Source organism: Peribacillus sedimenti (assembly GCF_046237635.1).
In the GTDB taxonomy this organism is placed as follows: domain Bacteria; phylum Bacillota; class Bacilli; order Bacillales; family DSM-1321; genus Peribacillus; species Peribacillus sedimenti.
Genome location: NZ_CP143547.1, coordinates 4,439,335 through 4,454,086, shown reverse-complemented (window position 1 = coordinate 4,454,086; position 14,752 = coordinate 4,439,335). Strand labels below are relative to the sequence as shown.

Sequence of the window (14,752 nt, the reverse complement as noted above, 5' to 3'; positions counted from 1 at the left end):
GAAAATATTTCTTCCTTGCTTGTTAAAAATTAAGGACGATAACCTTTATTTTCTGATTATTGGTGAAAATGAATTGACACATATACATATAAGATTTTACAATAGTAATGGTAATTGATAATGAATCTCATTAAAGTTTTGTCAGTTTGACATTATTTTTTTGCGTTTCATTGATAATTAATCTCATTAATATAATACCAGCTTAACAGTTGCTGAAATGATGCACATCATGTCAACAGAAAGAGAAGGAAAACAATGAAAAAGAGATACTTAATTATCGCATTCGTAGTACTTTCTCTGGCCTCATTGTTCATAGGTGTAAAGGATATTACTCCACTCGATTTACTACATATGACTAAAGACCAGAGGGATATTCTTTTTATCAGCAGATTCCCCCGGTTAATCAGCCTGATTATTGCCGGAGTCAGCATGAGCATCTGTGGACTTATCATGCAGCAGCTAAGCAGGAATAAGTTCGTATCTCCAAGCACGGCTGGGACCATGGACTCCGCAAGACTGGGGATTCTTGTTTCATTAATTCTCTTCTCATCGGCCAGCATGATGGAGAAGATGCTGATTGCTTCTGTGTTTGCGCTTGCCGGTACGTTTCTGTTCATGAGGCTTCTTGATAGAATCAAGTTCAAAGATGCGATATTCATTCCTCTTGTAGGGTTGATGTTTGGAAATATCATTAGTTCCATTACAACATTCTTCGCATACAAACACGATTTGATTCAAAGTATATCTGCTTGGCTGCATGGCGATTTTTCCATGATTATGGCCGGAAGATATGAAATGATCTATATAAGCATCCCGCTGGTAATTGTGGCTTATTTATTTGCCAACAAATTCACTATTGCAGGAATGGGAGAAGAATTTGCTGTCAATTTAGGCTTGAATTATAGGGTTGTAGTCAATACAGGCCTGATCATTGTCGCTTTATCCACTACGGCTGTCTTGCTTACTGTAGGGATGATTCCATTTTTAGGGCTGGTTGTCCCCAATATAGTCTCTATTTATAATGGCGACAATTTAAAGAAAAATCTGACTCATACAGCTCTCCTGGGAGCAGTGTTCCTGCTGTTTTGTGATATTTTGGGAAGAGTCATTATTTTCCCATATGAAATGCCGATCGGGTTAACAGTAGGGGTAATTGGAAGCGGGATCTTTCTTTATCTGCTGATGAGGAGAAAAGCATATGCATAACAAAGGTAGACTCAGTATTCTCGCTTTACTAACCGCTGTTTTAATTATCATCTACCTATTCACAGATATAGGGAGCTACTGGGATTATGTGCTGCCGAAGCGGGGCATAAAGATAGCAGCCGTTGTACTGACCGCAGCGGCGATCGGGTTTTCGACGATTGTGTTTCAAACGATCACCAATAACCGGATTTTAACGCCCAGCATAATAGGGCTCGATTCCTTATATATGCTAATCCAGACTGCACTTATTTTTGTGTTTGGTTCAGGCAGCCAATCGGTTATGAATAATAATCTTAATTTCGTAATTTCAGTTGGCTTGATGGTGTTATTTGCAGCCTTATTATATAAATTTCTGTTTAAAAGAGAGTCACAAAACATCTACTTTCTCCTATTAATAGGTCTGATAATGGGTACGATGTTCCAGAGCTTCTCATCGTTTATGCAGGTAATCATTGATCCTAATGAGTTTCAAATTATCCAGGACCGTATGTTTGCAAGCTTCAATAATATCAATACTGATTTATTGGGTATTTCTGTATTTATTATTGCAGCCGTGTTCATATATTTTTTCAGGGAAATTAAATATCTCGATGTCCTTTCTCTTGGCAGGGAACAGGCCATCAATCTAGGCGTTGACTATGATCATGTAGTAAAAAGGCTGTTAATACTTGTAGCTATTTTGGTATCTGTTGCAACTGCTTTGGTAGGTCCCATAACATTTCTAGGTCTTCTGGTTGTCAATGTTTCTTATCAATTCTTTAAGACGTATCGCCATGCATACTTGGCTGCGGGGTCCGTTTTGATCAGTATCATTGCCTTAATCGGCGGTTTGCTTATTGTGGAGAGGGTGTTTACTTTTTCTACAACTCTCAGTGTGATTGTCAACTTCATCGGTGGAGTGTATTTCATATATCTTTTACTAAAGGAGAATAAAGCATGGTAGAGGTAAAGAATGTATCCAAACAGTACGGCGACAAAAATGTTATCGAAAATGTTTCCTTGAAGATCGAGAAGGGCAAGATCACTTCGTTCATTGGTCCTAACGGTGCTGGGAAAAGTACACTTTTATCCATTATCAGCAGAATCCTCAGCAAGGATACAGGCGATATATTGATAGATGGAATGGATATTGCACGATGCAAAAGTAACGAACTGGCTAAAAAGATAGCAATCTTAAAACAATCAAATTATATAAATGTGCGCCTGACGATAAGGGAATTAGTATCTTTTGGCCGTTTTCCATACTCACAAGGCAGGCTTACCAAAGAAGACTGGAAGCATGTCGATGCAGCTATAAAGTATATGGAGCTTGCTGACATCCAGGATAAATATCTGGACCAATTGAGCGGCGGCCAGCAGCAGCGCGCCTTTATCGCGATGGTGATCGCCCAGGATACCGAGTATATCCTGCTGGATGAGCCGTTGAATAATTTGGATATGAAACATTCCGTACAAATTATGAAAGTCTTGAGGAAGCTCGCTGATGAGCTTGGAAAGACGGTGGTCATCGTCATCCACGATATTAATTTTGCTTCCTGTTATTCAGATTATATTGTTGCTTTGAAGGACGGCAAAATTATTCAGCAGGGGGCTACAGAAAATATTATCAGGCCGGACCTGTTAAAGACTTTATACGATATGGACATCAATATTCAAACGATAGATGAAAACAAGATTGCAGTATACTACGCCTAATGATTTAAAAAAACGGCAGAAGGAGGGTGCAGACAAAATGAAACGGAAAATTTCATTATTGATGATACTTGCGGTTTTCGCTGTGCTCACAGCAGCCTGCGCCTCGAAGGACAGTTCGGGAACAGGTGCAAATAATGACTCTGATACAATTACAGTAAAGCATCAATTTGGAGAGACTCCTGTAAAGAAAAATCCAAAGAAAGTGGTCGTGTTTGACTTTGGGATTTTGGAGACTATGGATCGATTAGGGGTAGAGGCAGCGGGTGTGCCCAAGGATAATTTACCTTCTTACCTTGATAAATATAAAGGAAGCAAGTATGAAAATGTTGGAGGGCTGATGGAGCCTAACTTTGAAAAAATTAATGAGATGAAGCCAGACCTTATTATTATTTCTGGCAGGCAGCAAGATTCCTACGATAAATTTGCAGAAATTGCGCCGACCGTATTTATGGGATTCGACTATAAGGATTATATGGGATCCTTCAAGAAGAACATGACTACAGTTGGAGAAATATTCGATAAAGAGGAAGAAGTCAAAGCGGAAGTTGCGAAGATTGAGGATAATATTGAATCTGTGAAAGAGCATGTCGCTTCCGGGAATGGGAAGGCCCTTATCACCCTGACTTCCGGCGGAAAGGTAACAGCATTTGGTCCCGGTTCTCGTTTCGGCATCATACATGATGTTCTTGGAATTAAGCCAGCCGCCGACGATTTGGATGCTGATCCTAGGCACGGCCAGAATATATCCTTTGAATACCTGGTGGAGCGGAACCCTGATATCCTGTTTGTGGTGGACAGAGATGCTGCGGTAGGAGAAGGACAAAGTGCCAAGAAAGTAATTGAAAACAGTCTGGTAAAGAAGACCAATGCATATAAGAATGGAAACATTATATATCTCAATCCTGAGTACTGGTATCTTGCCGGTGGAGGATTGGTTTCTGTAGGTGAAATGGTACAAGAGGTGGATAAAGGTTTGAAATAATACAAAAATGGAGCTGTCCCTGCCGAAGGGACAGTTTTTTTATCCCACTAGTTTTAAGCCTATTGCGCAACCTAGAATCATAATGATAAAAAGGATTCTTCTCCAATCCTTCGGTTCTCCATATATCAATATCCCCAAGATAGCACCCCCTGAAGCTCCAATTCCTGTCCAAATGGCATATGCGGTACCCATTGGCAGTGTCTCCATGGCCATTGCCAGAAAGCAGAAGCTCCCGCCAAAAGCCAAAATCAGGTATAGGACTGCCTTCCAGTTTCTATCCTTATGAAACTTATTGATCATCAAAACACCAAGCATTTCGCACATTCCTGCCAGTAAAAGAGAAACCCATGCCATTATATATCACTGCCTTTCCCGTAATGATCACCGGTAACCAATTTTAGCCCCATCACTCCAGTTAACAGGAGCAAAATTAAAACGATTTTACTTAATTTTAATTCTTCATTAAATAAGAGAATATCCGCTAACACAGTTCCTCCTGTCCCCAGGCCAACAAAGACCGCATAGACGGTACCTACAGGAAGCCATTTACCTGCAATGATCAACACATAAAAACTGACAATTATAGCAAAGACGGTTGCACACCATGAAAGAACACTGTCGGCGTGTTTGAGCCCGATGACCCAAAATACCTCGAAAAAAGCCGCGATAAAAATATAAAGCCAATACTTATTCATCTTATTCACCCCTAAATGTGTTACATCGCTTAAGAGCAATGCAGAGAGTCAAGCATGATCAAGCCGGGTATTGGATGTACATTAGTTTATCCAAAATAAAAAAAGCCTGGGTGAACTGTATAACAGATCTCCCAGGCTTTTGTCCCTCCGTGGCACGGCTGGCGCCGTGAGTTTTCTCTCGGACCAGACCGATGAATCATCGCGGAACCCTAGAAAACATTTTACGATTATTATTATGTATTATTATATCCCAGGTTATCAAAATTTCAAGGTTTTCAGAACATTATAGGCGTTTTATACTTGCCTGGGTGTTATCTTTGGGTTCATTCGCTAAATTGCCAGGACATATGAATGGTGCTTTTATGAAGTATGAGCGGGTTAATTTATAAAGTCAGAATATTCCAGCTTATGTCATTTAGTGGAAATCTGAAAAGCGAAACTATATAATAAACATGTGATTTAAAGTAAAATGACCTGGTTAGCGGATTGCCATAACGTGGTATCTAATGAAAGGTAATCTTTTTTTGATTGTTGTTTGAAACTGATATATGATTAATAATCATAAAAATTAAAAAGACTTGTACTTAATTGATAATCAGCAACATAAAATACAAAAGGCCTGATAGACATGCTGAGTCACTGAGCGGGACGTTTTTGAAATGCCGCCAAACTGAGTATTTTGGATCTTATCTTACCTTGAAAAAGCTGTATAATTTGTAAATGGATTTAGTTAGTGAATATGAGGGAATAGGCTCCATTGCCTTGACTTCTTTGGCTGAGATGGTATTATGGATTGTATGCCTACTCTCTCTTTGTTTTCGTGTAAGAGAGTTTTTTACTTTCCTGAAACATTTACAAAAGGGACCACTAGATTAATAGAGGTGAAAAAACATGGCTAAATTTCTGAAACTAAACCAGAACATCACTAAAAAACTGCTGGGCTTCTTTGCTATCGCAGTAGTTCTTTTCTGGCTAAAAACCTATATCGCATATCGAACGGAGTTCAACCTTGGCGTGGAGAATGGAATCCAAGAATTCCTCCTTTTCCTTAACCCGCTAAGTTCAGCCCTGTTAATTTTTGGATTAGCTCTTTTTGCCAAAGGAAAAAAAGCTTATAGATGGATTATCGCACTGAACTTTATGCTTTCTTTCCTTCTTTACGCAAATATTATGTACTACCGATTTTTCAGTGATTTTATTACGCTGCCAACGCTCACCCAAGTGAACAATGCGGGAGATTTGGGACAGAGCATTACAGCGTTGACCAGTCCATATGACTTCTTTTATTTTCTGGATACCATCACTTTGCTTGTGCTTTATTTTGGAAAGGTTGTTAAGCCGGAAGATGAAAGGCTAAAGAGACGCACGGTTACTTCGGTATTTTTGACAGCCGTTATGGTTTTTACTATCAATCTTGGGCTTGCTGAAAAGGATCGTCCGCAGTTGTTATCAAGAACTTTTGACCGTAATTATATTGTCAAATATCTTGGTATGTACAATTATACCGTTTATGACATGATCCAAAACACAAAGACCTATGCTCAGCGAGCAACGGCAAACAGTTCAGATATTGCTGAAGTTGTGAACTATACGAAAGCTACAAAAGCAGAGCCAAATCCAAAGTATTTTGGAAAAGCAAAAGGCAAAAACGTAATCTATCTGCATCTTGAGTCCATGCAAAACTTTATCATCAACTATAAATTGAATGGGGAAGAAGTTACTCCTTTCTTAAATTCACTTGCAGGCAGCAAGGATTTTATGTACTTTGATAACTTTTTCCACCAGACAGGGCAGGGTAAAACCGCAGATGCAGAGTTTATGCTTGAAAATTCCTTGTTCGGGCTGCCGCAGGGTGCTGCATTTACTACTCAGGCTCAAAACACGTATCAGGCCGCACCGGCCATATTAGGTCAGCGGGGATATACATCTGCTGTGTTCCACGGCAATTACAAGTCATTCTGGAATCGTGACAAGATTTATAAATCACTTGGCTTCGATAAATTCTTTGACGCAAGCTATTATGACATGAACGATGAAGATGTGATGAACTATGGATTGAAGGATAAGCCATTCTTCAGAGAATCCATACCGTTGATCAATACTCTTCCTCAACCGTTTTATGCGAAGTTCATCTCGCTTTCCAATCACTTCCCGTATCCTCTGGATCAAGAGGAAGCAACCATTGCGAAGCATTCCACAGGGGACTCATCGGTGGATAACTATTTCCAGACTGCCAGATATGCAGATGAAGCCCTTCGAGAATTCTTTGATTATCTGAAACAATCAGGACTATATGATAATTCCGTTATTATCATGTATGGCGACCATTATGGTATTTCGGAAAACCATAATAGTGCAATGTCAAAAGTTCTTGGCAAGGAAGTTGGCAAGTTTGAAAATGCCCAGCTGCAGCGGGTGCCTCTATTGATTCATGTACCCGGGGTGGAAGGCGGCGTGAAGCATCAATATGGAGGCCAGGTGGATTTAATGCCAACCATGCTCCATTTATTGGGTGTTGATACGAAAGACTACGTACAATTCGGTACTGACCTGCTTTCCAAAGAGCATCATCAAGTTGTTCCATTCAGGAATGGCGACTTTATAACACCAAAGGTCACGGTTCTTAAAGGAAAATACTATGATACTAACACGGGCGAACCGCTAGAAAAAACAAAGGAAATCGAGCAGGATCAAGAAATGGTTGAAACGATGCTAAGACTTTCTGATGAAGTCGTAAATGGCGATCTCCTGCGTTTCTATACTCCAAAAGGTTTTGAACCAATTGACCCATCAGATTATGATTATACGCATGATGAAGATGAACCAAAGGTTAAAACTGCTGTCGGTCAATAACCGCAGGAAAGCTGTTAAGGATAAATGATTCCTTAACAGCTTTTTTATTTTGGAGAAATAACTTATCTGCTTTTTGTATTGATTCGATTGTTTCCGTTCTTCTTGTACATCCTAAAGATGAGGTGATGGAAAATGCCAAACGGCAAGGAATTAAAGCAGCTGCCTATGTCTAATATCGCACCGGGCGCAGGACCCGACCATGACAGCAAATGGAGCAGGAATGATCTTGGCTATGGACCTATTCCAGATAGTAAAGACGGTACGGTTCCAAAACCAAAAACTTCAGAGTAAGGACTTCTTTCATTTTCCCACGCTAACTGATCAGAAGCAGTCTTTAGGAAATCAGTTTCGGGAGTGCGGCAGCGGGTAAAGATACGTAACGAAGCGTGGAGGAGGAACAAATATGATCATTGTGTATATAAGTATAGCACTTGTTGTCGGCTCCCTTATTTACCTGGCTTTCAGTGCCGTGAAAACATTCAAGGAAACAAAGCCAACCCTCAACAGGATCTCAGCGACGACTGCAAGAATGCAGGCAAAAACAGAACAAATTACCTCAGAAACAGATAAATTGTCCGTAACCCAGAAAGAAATCCAATCAGATGTACAATTTAAAAAACAATCTGTGCAGGAAACAATACAAGCAGTAAAGCAGACGCCGAAACCAATAAAACAGCTTTGGGACGCTACAAAAGGCAAGAGGCACACGCGCGTCTTTCGATAAAAAACAGGGGATCAACAGCACTTAAACGGGTGCTGTTTTTTTATGTTTTTTATGCTTCCATAGACTTAATGTTTTCGTAAGCCTTTAACCAAGGAGGATTTTAGGCAGGATATGGCCAATTAAACAAAGTGTCGAATAAGACGGGAGGAGATCAACAATGAAAAAGGCGCTAATCTTTGGAGGCACCCAGTTTGTTGGAAAGAGGCTTGTAAAAATGCTTTTAGATGAAGGGATTGAGGTCACGATTGGGACAAGGGGGATCAGATCTGATGATTTTGGGGATCGAGTCCAGAGAATAATCCTAGACCGCGAGGATAGAAGAAGTGTCCAATCAGCTTTAGGAGATATGGAATGGGATGTTGTTTTTGATAATACCTGCTACTCTGCACAGGAGGCTGAAGATGCCGCTGAATTGTTAAAAAATAGAGTAAAGAAATACATACTTATATCATCTTCTGCCGTTTATGATTTTGGCGAACATTTGGCAGAAGATGATTTTGATCCATATAGCTTTCCTATTGTACTTAAAACAAGAAGAGAATATCCGGGATTCACTGGATATCAGGAAGCCAAGCGGACAGCTGAGGCAATTTTATATCAAAAGAATTACTTTCCTGTAGTGGCTGCCCGTTTCCCTTATATTGTCGGTGAAGATGATTATACAGAACGCTTTGCTTTCCATGTGGAGCATGTGAAAAATGGAAAGCCGATCGCGGTAAGAAATCCTGATGCCAGACTGGGATTTGTATACTCCGGAGATGCAGCACGCTTCCTCCTCGATGCAGCAAAAGGGGAGTATAATGGTCCTTTAAATCCATTATCCAGCGGTGATATTTCTCTGGGTGAACTGATATCCAGAATAGGGAATAGGGTCGGAAGGGAGCCTGTAGTTGTCCCTGATGCAAAAAGCGGGGCAGACCGCTCACCATATGATTTGGGAAAATCATTGGCACTTTCAGCCCAAAAAGCACAGTCCCTGGGATTTACATTCATGGAATTTTCCTCACTGGTAGACCAATTAATCACGGATCATAAACCAACTTGATGGAATACAAATAAAAAAGAAAACCGCAACCCGATGCGGTTTTCTTTTTCCCTACCAGTGATACTTATTTCTCCGTTTTTTTGCTCTTCGCTTCTGAACGAACATCCCAGAACATAATAGAAGAAAAAGAACTAATAGAGACGGGTAAAAGAGGCGTTTGCCCTGAGTATCTTTAAGCTCTTTTTGATCTGGTTTTGGTTTGGGCATTTCCTCGGCGTTAGCCACGAGCTCCAAATCGAAGGACTGCATAACTTCGCCTATTTGGTTTTTTACTTCCAAAATTCCATTTTTCTCAGTTTTGAAGACAGGGGTATCATCCTTTAATTGAGTATAATACAAATCTTGTTTTAGGGAGAATGTCTTTCCCTTTACGGAAAATCTTTTACTTTTATCAATCTTGGATGTAGTGAAATGAGAAAAGCCATAGTTAAGCATGCTCTTTGTGTCGTTGTATGCCTGCCTGGCCGATGTGGACTTTAGTGTTACTGCAATAAGCTCCATGTTCCCTCTTTTGGCACTGGTTATCAGTGTGTGGCCGGACTTGCTCACGAATCCGGTTTTGCCTCCTGTAATCCCTTTGTATGGTTGCTCACCCTTTAAAAGCCGATGATGTGTAATGAGTGTAGTATCCCAAGTTTTTACATGCCACGGCAGTTCTTTCTTGCTGAAGGCATCCCTGAAGATTGGGTTTTTCATGGCGAACTGAGTAATTTTGGCCAGGTCGTCAGCAGTCGTATAATGGTTTTTATCAAACAGTCCATGAGGGTTCGTGAAATTAGTGCCGGTAGTTTTAACCTTTGTTTGAAGAAATGTATTCAGGTCCGTTGCAAAATTCTCCTGGCTGCCGGATAAATGCTCTGCTATAGCCACTCCCGCATCGTTGCCAGAATTAATTAAAAACCCCTGTACAAGGTTTAACAGAGGGATGGTTTCTCCTGCAGTTACATATACTGATGAACCAACCGCTGCTGCAGCTGCCGGGCTGATCTTTACTTGATCATGTAAATTGCCTTTTTCAATTGCGTAGATTGCCGTGGCGACCTTCGTCAGGCTTGCTGGGTACATTTGGGCGTTTTCATGCTTACCCAACAAAGTCCTTCCGGTTTTTGCATCGATCATTATGGCAGATTCGCTCTTTATGGCAGGTGTGCTGCTGTCTTTGGCATAAGCATTTGTTTTTCCAAATACAAGTACAATAATAATTACCACTATAAACCCAGTTAATTTAGTTCTCATCATAAAGCTCCTGAAAAATGTCATTTACATATCCTTTTTCATTTTAGAAATAAAAAAAATAAAAATCTATAATAAATCGTAATTATTCTTAAAATGTAATCTTGGAGTAATCTATCGTTAAAAAAGCAGGATATGCTCTACAATTCATGAACCATTTACCAAGGATTAATTTTCACTTCCTGCCAAAGTTTTCGTTTGGGTTATTTTTGGGGGACAGAGTCTGAACGTTTGAGGGACTTGGAGAGGTCTGACGCTGGTATAGTGTATGCAAAATCGACGTTGAACAAACTAAAAAAACCTGTATTTTGCATCTGGCAAAATACAGGCTCGATCCTTAAAATTTATCTTGCTTTTCTAGATCAACTTCTGTTAATGGAACAAGTTTTGTTTTATATTTTACTTTAAAAATAAACCAGATGATCAAGAATAAAGGCAAGCCAATATAGGATACAAGAGCACCTTTCCAGTCAATTGACTCTCCGGTAAATGCTCCATAATTTTGTCCAAGTGTTACAATCAGACAAATGACGAAAGCTAGAATTGGGCCCAGAGGGAACCATTTTGCACGGTAAGGAAGATCATTCAGATCTCGGCCCTGTGCAACATAAGCTTTTCGGAAGCGATAGTGGCTGACTGCAATCCCAATCCATGCGATAAATCCTGACATTCCGGATGCATTCAGCAGCCAAACATATACCTGGCCGTCCCCGAAGAATGTTGTAAGAAAAGCCAAAGTCCCAACAAGAGACGTAGCGATCAAGGCATTGACCGGTACTCCGCGCTTATCTAGTTTGCCGAGGAATTTAGGAGCCTTTCCTTCACGCGCCAAATCCCATAGCATACGTGTTGAGGCGTACATACCGGAATTTCCTGCAGATAATATCGCGCTCAGAATGACTGCATTCATTACCGAAGCAGCGAACGCCAGGCCAGCCTTCTCGAATACCAGTGTAAATGGGCTGACTGCGATATCAGAGCTTAATAAACTCTCCGTATTGTAAGGAATAATCAATCCGATGACAAAGATGGCCAAAATATAGAAAAGCAAAATACGCCAGAAGACCGAACGTATGGCCTTAGGAATACTTTGTCTTGGATTTTCGCTTTCTCCTGCTGCCACACCAAGCAATTCAGTTCCCTGGAATGAGAACCCTGCTGCCATAAAGATGCCAAGTATAGTCATGAACCCTCCGTTAAAGGGAGCATCGTCAACGGTGAAATTTTTGAATCCGATCGCTTCTCCGCCCATAATCCCAAGTATCATTAAAACACCGGTAATAAGGAAAACGATAACAGTCACCACTTTAATTAATGAGAACCAATATTCTGTTTCTCCAAATCCTTTGACGGACATATAGTTAATGCCGAACATAATCACCAGGCATATTGCACTCCATAAAAGGGAAGGGCTGTCAGGGAACCAGAATTTCATAATCAGCACAACAGCTGCTAGCTCGGCGGCAACAGTGATTGCCCAGTTGTACCAGTAATTCCAGCCCAGTGCAAAGCCAAACGATGGATCGACGAATTTAGTCGCATAGACACGGAATGAGCCTGATACAGGCATATATGCTGCCATCTCAGCAAGCCCGGTCATTAAGAAGTAAACCATAAGGCCAATCACGGCATAAGCGAGAAGTGCTCCGCCAGGCCCCGCATTATGAATAGCACCGCCGCTTGCCAGGAACAGTCCTGTCCCGATTGTTCCACCGAGGGAAATCATCGTCAGGTGCCTGGTCTTTAACCCTCTCTGTAATTGAGAAGGATTATGTGTTGCCTTTTTTTCCATTATTAACACTCCTTTTGTTCTGAAAGGATGAACAAATAAAAAACGGCCATCGAAAAAGATCGAAGGCCGTGTAATGTACCCGTGTAATCCTTCCGAAAGTAGCTCCCCACGCTGTAAAAACAACGTGACAGTATCGTCCCTGTTCGGCAACAATACCAGCCAGGATATTCAGTGAATATATCCGGACTTCGGCAGCTTATCCTTTCTATGCGGAGTCATGAATATTCCCTGTATCTCGTCCGCCATACTGATATAAGCTGCAGCCTCTACCTCATCGGTTAATGAGGAAGTATTCTTTTATATTATTGAAGTATAGTTTATGACGGAGATATGTGCAATAACTTTTTTTGGTAGGTATTATAAATAAAAAGAGATTAATAATTTTCCTAAAAAAGATATACTTTTCTGAAAAAATGACATCTTTTTACGAAACACTTTGCAGTTACATCGGGGAATACTGAAAATAATTGCTGCAAAGAAGGCGAAAAATATTGAAAATAAACCCAATACATCTATATTGTTGTGATTTTAGCCGTATCAAGTATAATGTAAAAGTATCTAAAATTAGCTTTCTTTCATTAAAAAAAGCCATAGTGTTTTATGAGGCTAAAATCAAATGGATTTCGGTGAAAATGCCGAAAAATTAAATGTTTTTTTGCGAGCCGCGCGGTTCCATCGCTTCTGGTGCCGATGAGTGTTTTCAGTATGCGCCCTGCGCTTTTTTAAAGGGGAGAGTTCAACATGCAGTCAGATAAAAATATCTCATCCCGGATAGATTACGGGTTGGCATTTATATTGTTTCTATTATTTCTCGCTAGTCTGTCTGCTATATTCAGTGCACAATCTACCGGGCAGTATGGGGAAAACTTCCTGCTCAAGCAGCTGCTCTGGTATGTTGTCGGAGTTGGAATTATCGTTGGGACAATAACATTGGATTCTGATCAATTAAAAAAAATATCATGGTATTCATATGGTTTCGGATGTTTGCTTCTGGCTTTCCTGATTGTTGCTCCTGAGAGCATTGCGCGGCCGGTCAATGGTGCGAAGAGCTGGTATCAAGTACCGTTCATGGGTTCAATGCAGCCATCAGAATTTATGAAGGTTTTTCTTATTCTTTCATTGGCAAATGTGATTTCCAGTCACCACATTAAAACGCCGATCAAGACTATCCAGACGGATTTATGGTTATTAGTCAAGCTTGGAATGGTGACAGCATTGCCGCTTGCGCTGGTTATGAAGCAGCCCGACCTGGGAACTTCGCTTGTATTTTTGGCGATTCTGCTCGGAACTATCTTTATCTCTGGGATATCCTGGAGGATATTGGTACCCATATTTTCAGCAGGAGCCGTCCTGGCTTCGACCATTCTGTTCTTTGTCATCTGGCACCCCGATATATTGGAGAAATATTTGGGAGTAAAACAATACCAGTTCGGCCGCATTTATTCCTGGATTGACCCATATAATTACCAAAAGGCGGAAGGATACCATCTGACCAGATCCTTGCTTGCCATTGGCTCTGGCCAAACAACAGGGAAAGGGCTGGGTTCCCGCGAAGTCTATATGCCGGAAAGCCAGACGGATTTCATCTTCAGCATTATTGGAGAAGAAACGGGTTTTATTGGCTCAAGCATTGTGATCAGTTTATTCTTCCTGCTAATTTATCACATTACGAAGATTGGGATGGAAACGAAAAACAATTTCTATACGTATGTATGTGTTGGGGTTATTAGCATGGTCACATTCCATGTGTTCCAAAACGTAGGAATGACAATAGGTGTACTGCCTATTACAGGAATCCCTCTGCCTTTCATCAGTTATGGAGGAAGTTCTCTGCTTGGCAACATGCTGGCAATGGGAATCATTTTCAGTATAAGATATCATTATAAAAAGTATATGTTCTCCACTGATACGTAAAATGGATGTCAGCTTAAGGATGATCGGCTAAGATTGTTAAACATGTGGAAGGTCAGCTAATAGTGCCACACGAAGAAGGTCAGTTAAACCCTTCACGAGTGGAAGGTCAGCTAAACCTGCCGCGTCATATGGCAGCGCAGACAGCCCGCATCCTGTAGGCCTGGCAAGACTGACTGACCCCACATCCTGTGGAGCCAAGCATTCAGGAGGGAGTTTTTTATAATGAATGAGGAATTTAAGGGGCAGTTTGAAGCTCTGCTGTCCAAATATACAGAATTGATGACTGGCACCAATGGAGAAGAGCTGGAGGAGAAGGTACGATACTGGGTTTTATACACCTATATTGCAAAAACAATGCCTGCTCTTGCTAAACATTGGAATGCTTTATATCCTAAAGGAAAAGAGCAGATGATGGAAATTATATCTGAAATTAAAGTGCTAAACGAAAATCATCGGAATAAAAGAGATTGACCAATTTTTAATTGGGCAGTCTCTTTTTTTTTTGGACAAAACCAGTGAAGTAAACTCCCGTAGTCCCGGCAATTTTTTTCGTATCAAATCCAAAAGCAAAATGTTAAAATGGAATTGTCGAATTTTAATATATTTTCTGTAT

Annotated in this window: 14 protein-coding genes and 2 riboswitches; of the genes, 10 read left to right on the top strand and 4 right to left on the bottom strand. The window is 40.6% G+C overall.

The annotated features are described in order from the left end of the window. Positions 1-255 precede the first annotated feature (255 nt). From V1500_RS21890 to V1500_RS21875, 4 genes are read left to right on the top strand one after another with little or no spacing between them, the layout of a single operon-like run. Positions 256-1,206: an ABC transporter permease gene (locus V1500_RS21890; protein WP_409302586.1), complete on the top strand. Its 951-nt coding sequence runs from the start codon at positions 256-258 to the stop codon at positions 1,204-1,206. Next, on the top strand, positions 1,199-2,149 hold the full coding sequence (locus tag V1500_RS21885; protein ID WP_409302584.1) for an iron chelate uptake ABC transporter family permease subunit: 951 nt from the start codon (positions 1,199-1,201) through the stop codon (positions 2,147-2,149). Before V1500_RS21890 ends, V1500_RS21885 begins: the two co-directional genes overlap by 8 nt. Further along, on the top strand, positions 2,143-2,901 hold the full coding sequence (locus tag V1500_RS21880; protein WP_409302582.1) for an ABC transporter ATP-binding protein: 759 nt from the start codon (positions 2,143-2,145) through the stop codon (positions 2,899-2,901). Before V1500_RS21885 ends, V1500_RS21880 begins: the two co-directional genes overlap by 7 nt. Positions 2,902-2,938: 37 nt before the next feature. Beyond that, positions 2,939-3,883 carry a siderophore ABC transporter substrate-binding protein gene (locus V1500_RS21875; RefSeq protein ID WP_409302580.1) on the top strand — a complete coding sequence of 315 codons (945 nt, stop codon included), beginning with the start codon at positions 2,939-2,941 and terminating at the stop codon, positions 3,881-3,883. 39 nt (positions 3,884-3,922) lie between these two features. Here the strand turns inward: V1500_RS21875 and V1500_RS21870 are convergent, their stop codons facing one another. After that, positions 3,923-4,237: a DMT family transporter gene (locus V1500_RS21870; protein ID WP_409302578.1), complete on the bottom strand. Its 315-nt coding sequence runs from the start codon at positions 4,235-4,237 to the stop codon at positions 3,923-3,925. Continuing rightward, the gene (locus V1500_RS21865; RefSeq protein WP_409302577.1) at positions 4,237-4,578 is read right to left on the bottom strand and encodes a DMT family transporter; all 342 of its coding nucleotides are present in this window, start codon (positions 4,576-4,578) and stop codon (positions 4,237-4,239) included. Before V1500_RS21865 ends, V1500_RS21870 begins: the two co-directional genes overlap by 1 nt. Positions 4,579-4,704: 126 nt before the next feature. Then, positions 4,705-4,802: riboswitch (guanidine-I (ykkC/yxkD leader) on the bottom strand. A 667-nt stretch (positions 4,803-5,469) separates the two neighbouring features. Here V1500_RS21865 and V1500_RS21860 point away from each other — a divergent pair. The 4 genes from V1500_RS21860 (at position 5,470) to V1500_RS21845 (ending at position 9,200) form a co-directional block, all read left to right on the top strand. Then, positions 5,470-7,431: an LTA synthase family protein gene (locus tag V1500_RS21860; protein ID WP_409302575.1), complete on the top strand. Its 1,962-nt coding sequence runs from the start codon at positions 5,470-5,472 to the stop codon at positions 7,429-7,431. Positions 7,432-7,563: 132 nt separating this feature from the next. Next, entirely contained in the window at positions 7,564-7,722 is a 159-nt protein-coding gene (locus V1500_RS21855) for a hypothetical protein (protein ID WP_409302573.1), read from the top strand. A 112-nt stretch (positions 7,723-7,834) separates the two neighbouring features. Then, positions 7,835-8,155 (top strand): DUF948 domain-containing protein, encoded by a 321-nt coding sequence (locus V1500_RS21850; protein WP_409302571.1) that lies wholly within the window; start codon positions 7,835-7,837, stop codon positions 8,153-8,155. A 157-nt stretch (positions 8,156-8,312) separates the two neighbouring features. After that, complete coding sequence (locus V1500_RS21845; RefSeq protein WP_409302570.1) at positions 8,313-9,200, top strand: NAD-dependent epimerase/dehydratase family protein; 888 nt, start codon at positions 8,313-8,315, stop codon at positions 9,198-9,200. A 51-nt stretch (positions 9,201-9,251) separates the two neighbouring features. Here V1500_RS21845 and V1500_RS21840 read toward each other — a convergent pair whose 3' ends face one another. Both V1500_RS21840 and V1500_RS21835 read right to left on the bottom strand, forming a co-directional pair. Further along, the gene (locus V1500_RS21840) at positions 9,252-10,439 is read right to left on the bottom strand and encodes a D-alanyl-D-alanine carboxypeptidase family protein (RefSeq protein WP_409302569.1); all 1,188 of its coding nucleotides are present in this window, start codon (positions 10,437-10,439) and stop codon (positions 9,252-9,254) included. 331 nt (positions 10,440-10,770) lie between these two features. Next, positions 10,771-12,225, bottom strand: coding sequence for an amino acid permease (locus tag V1500_RS21835; RefSeq protein WP_409302567.1), 1,455 nt, complete (start codon positions 12,223-12,225; stop codon positions 10,771-10,773). 91 nt (positions 12,226-12,316) lie between these two features. Further along, positions 12,317-12,502, bottom strand: a riboswitch (Lysine riboswitch). A 464-nt stretch (positions 12,503-12,966) separates the two neighbouring features. On the opposite strand from V1500_RS21835, the gene V1500_RS21830 reads away from it, so the two are divergent. After that, entirely contained in the window at positions 12,967-14,139 is a 1,173-nt protein-coding gene (locus tag V1500_RS21830; RefSeq protein ID WP_409302565.1) for an FtsW/RodA/SpoVE family cell cycle protein, read from the top strand. Positions 14,140-14,361: 222 nt separating this feature from the next. After that, on the top strand, positions 14,362-14,610 hold the full coding sequence (locus tag V1500_RS21825) for a DUF2573 family protein (RefSeq protein ID WP_409302563.1): 249 nt from the start codon (positions 14,362-14,364) through the stop codon (positions 14,608-14,610). Positions 14,611-14,752: the final 142 nt, after the last annotated feature.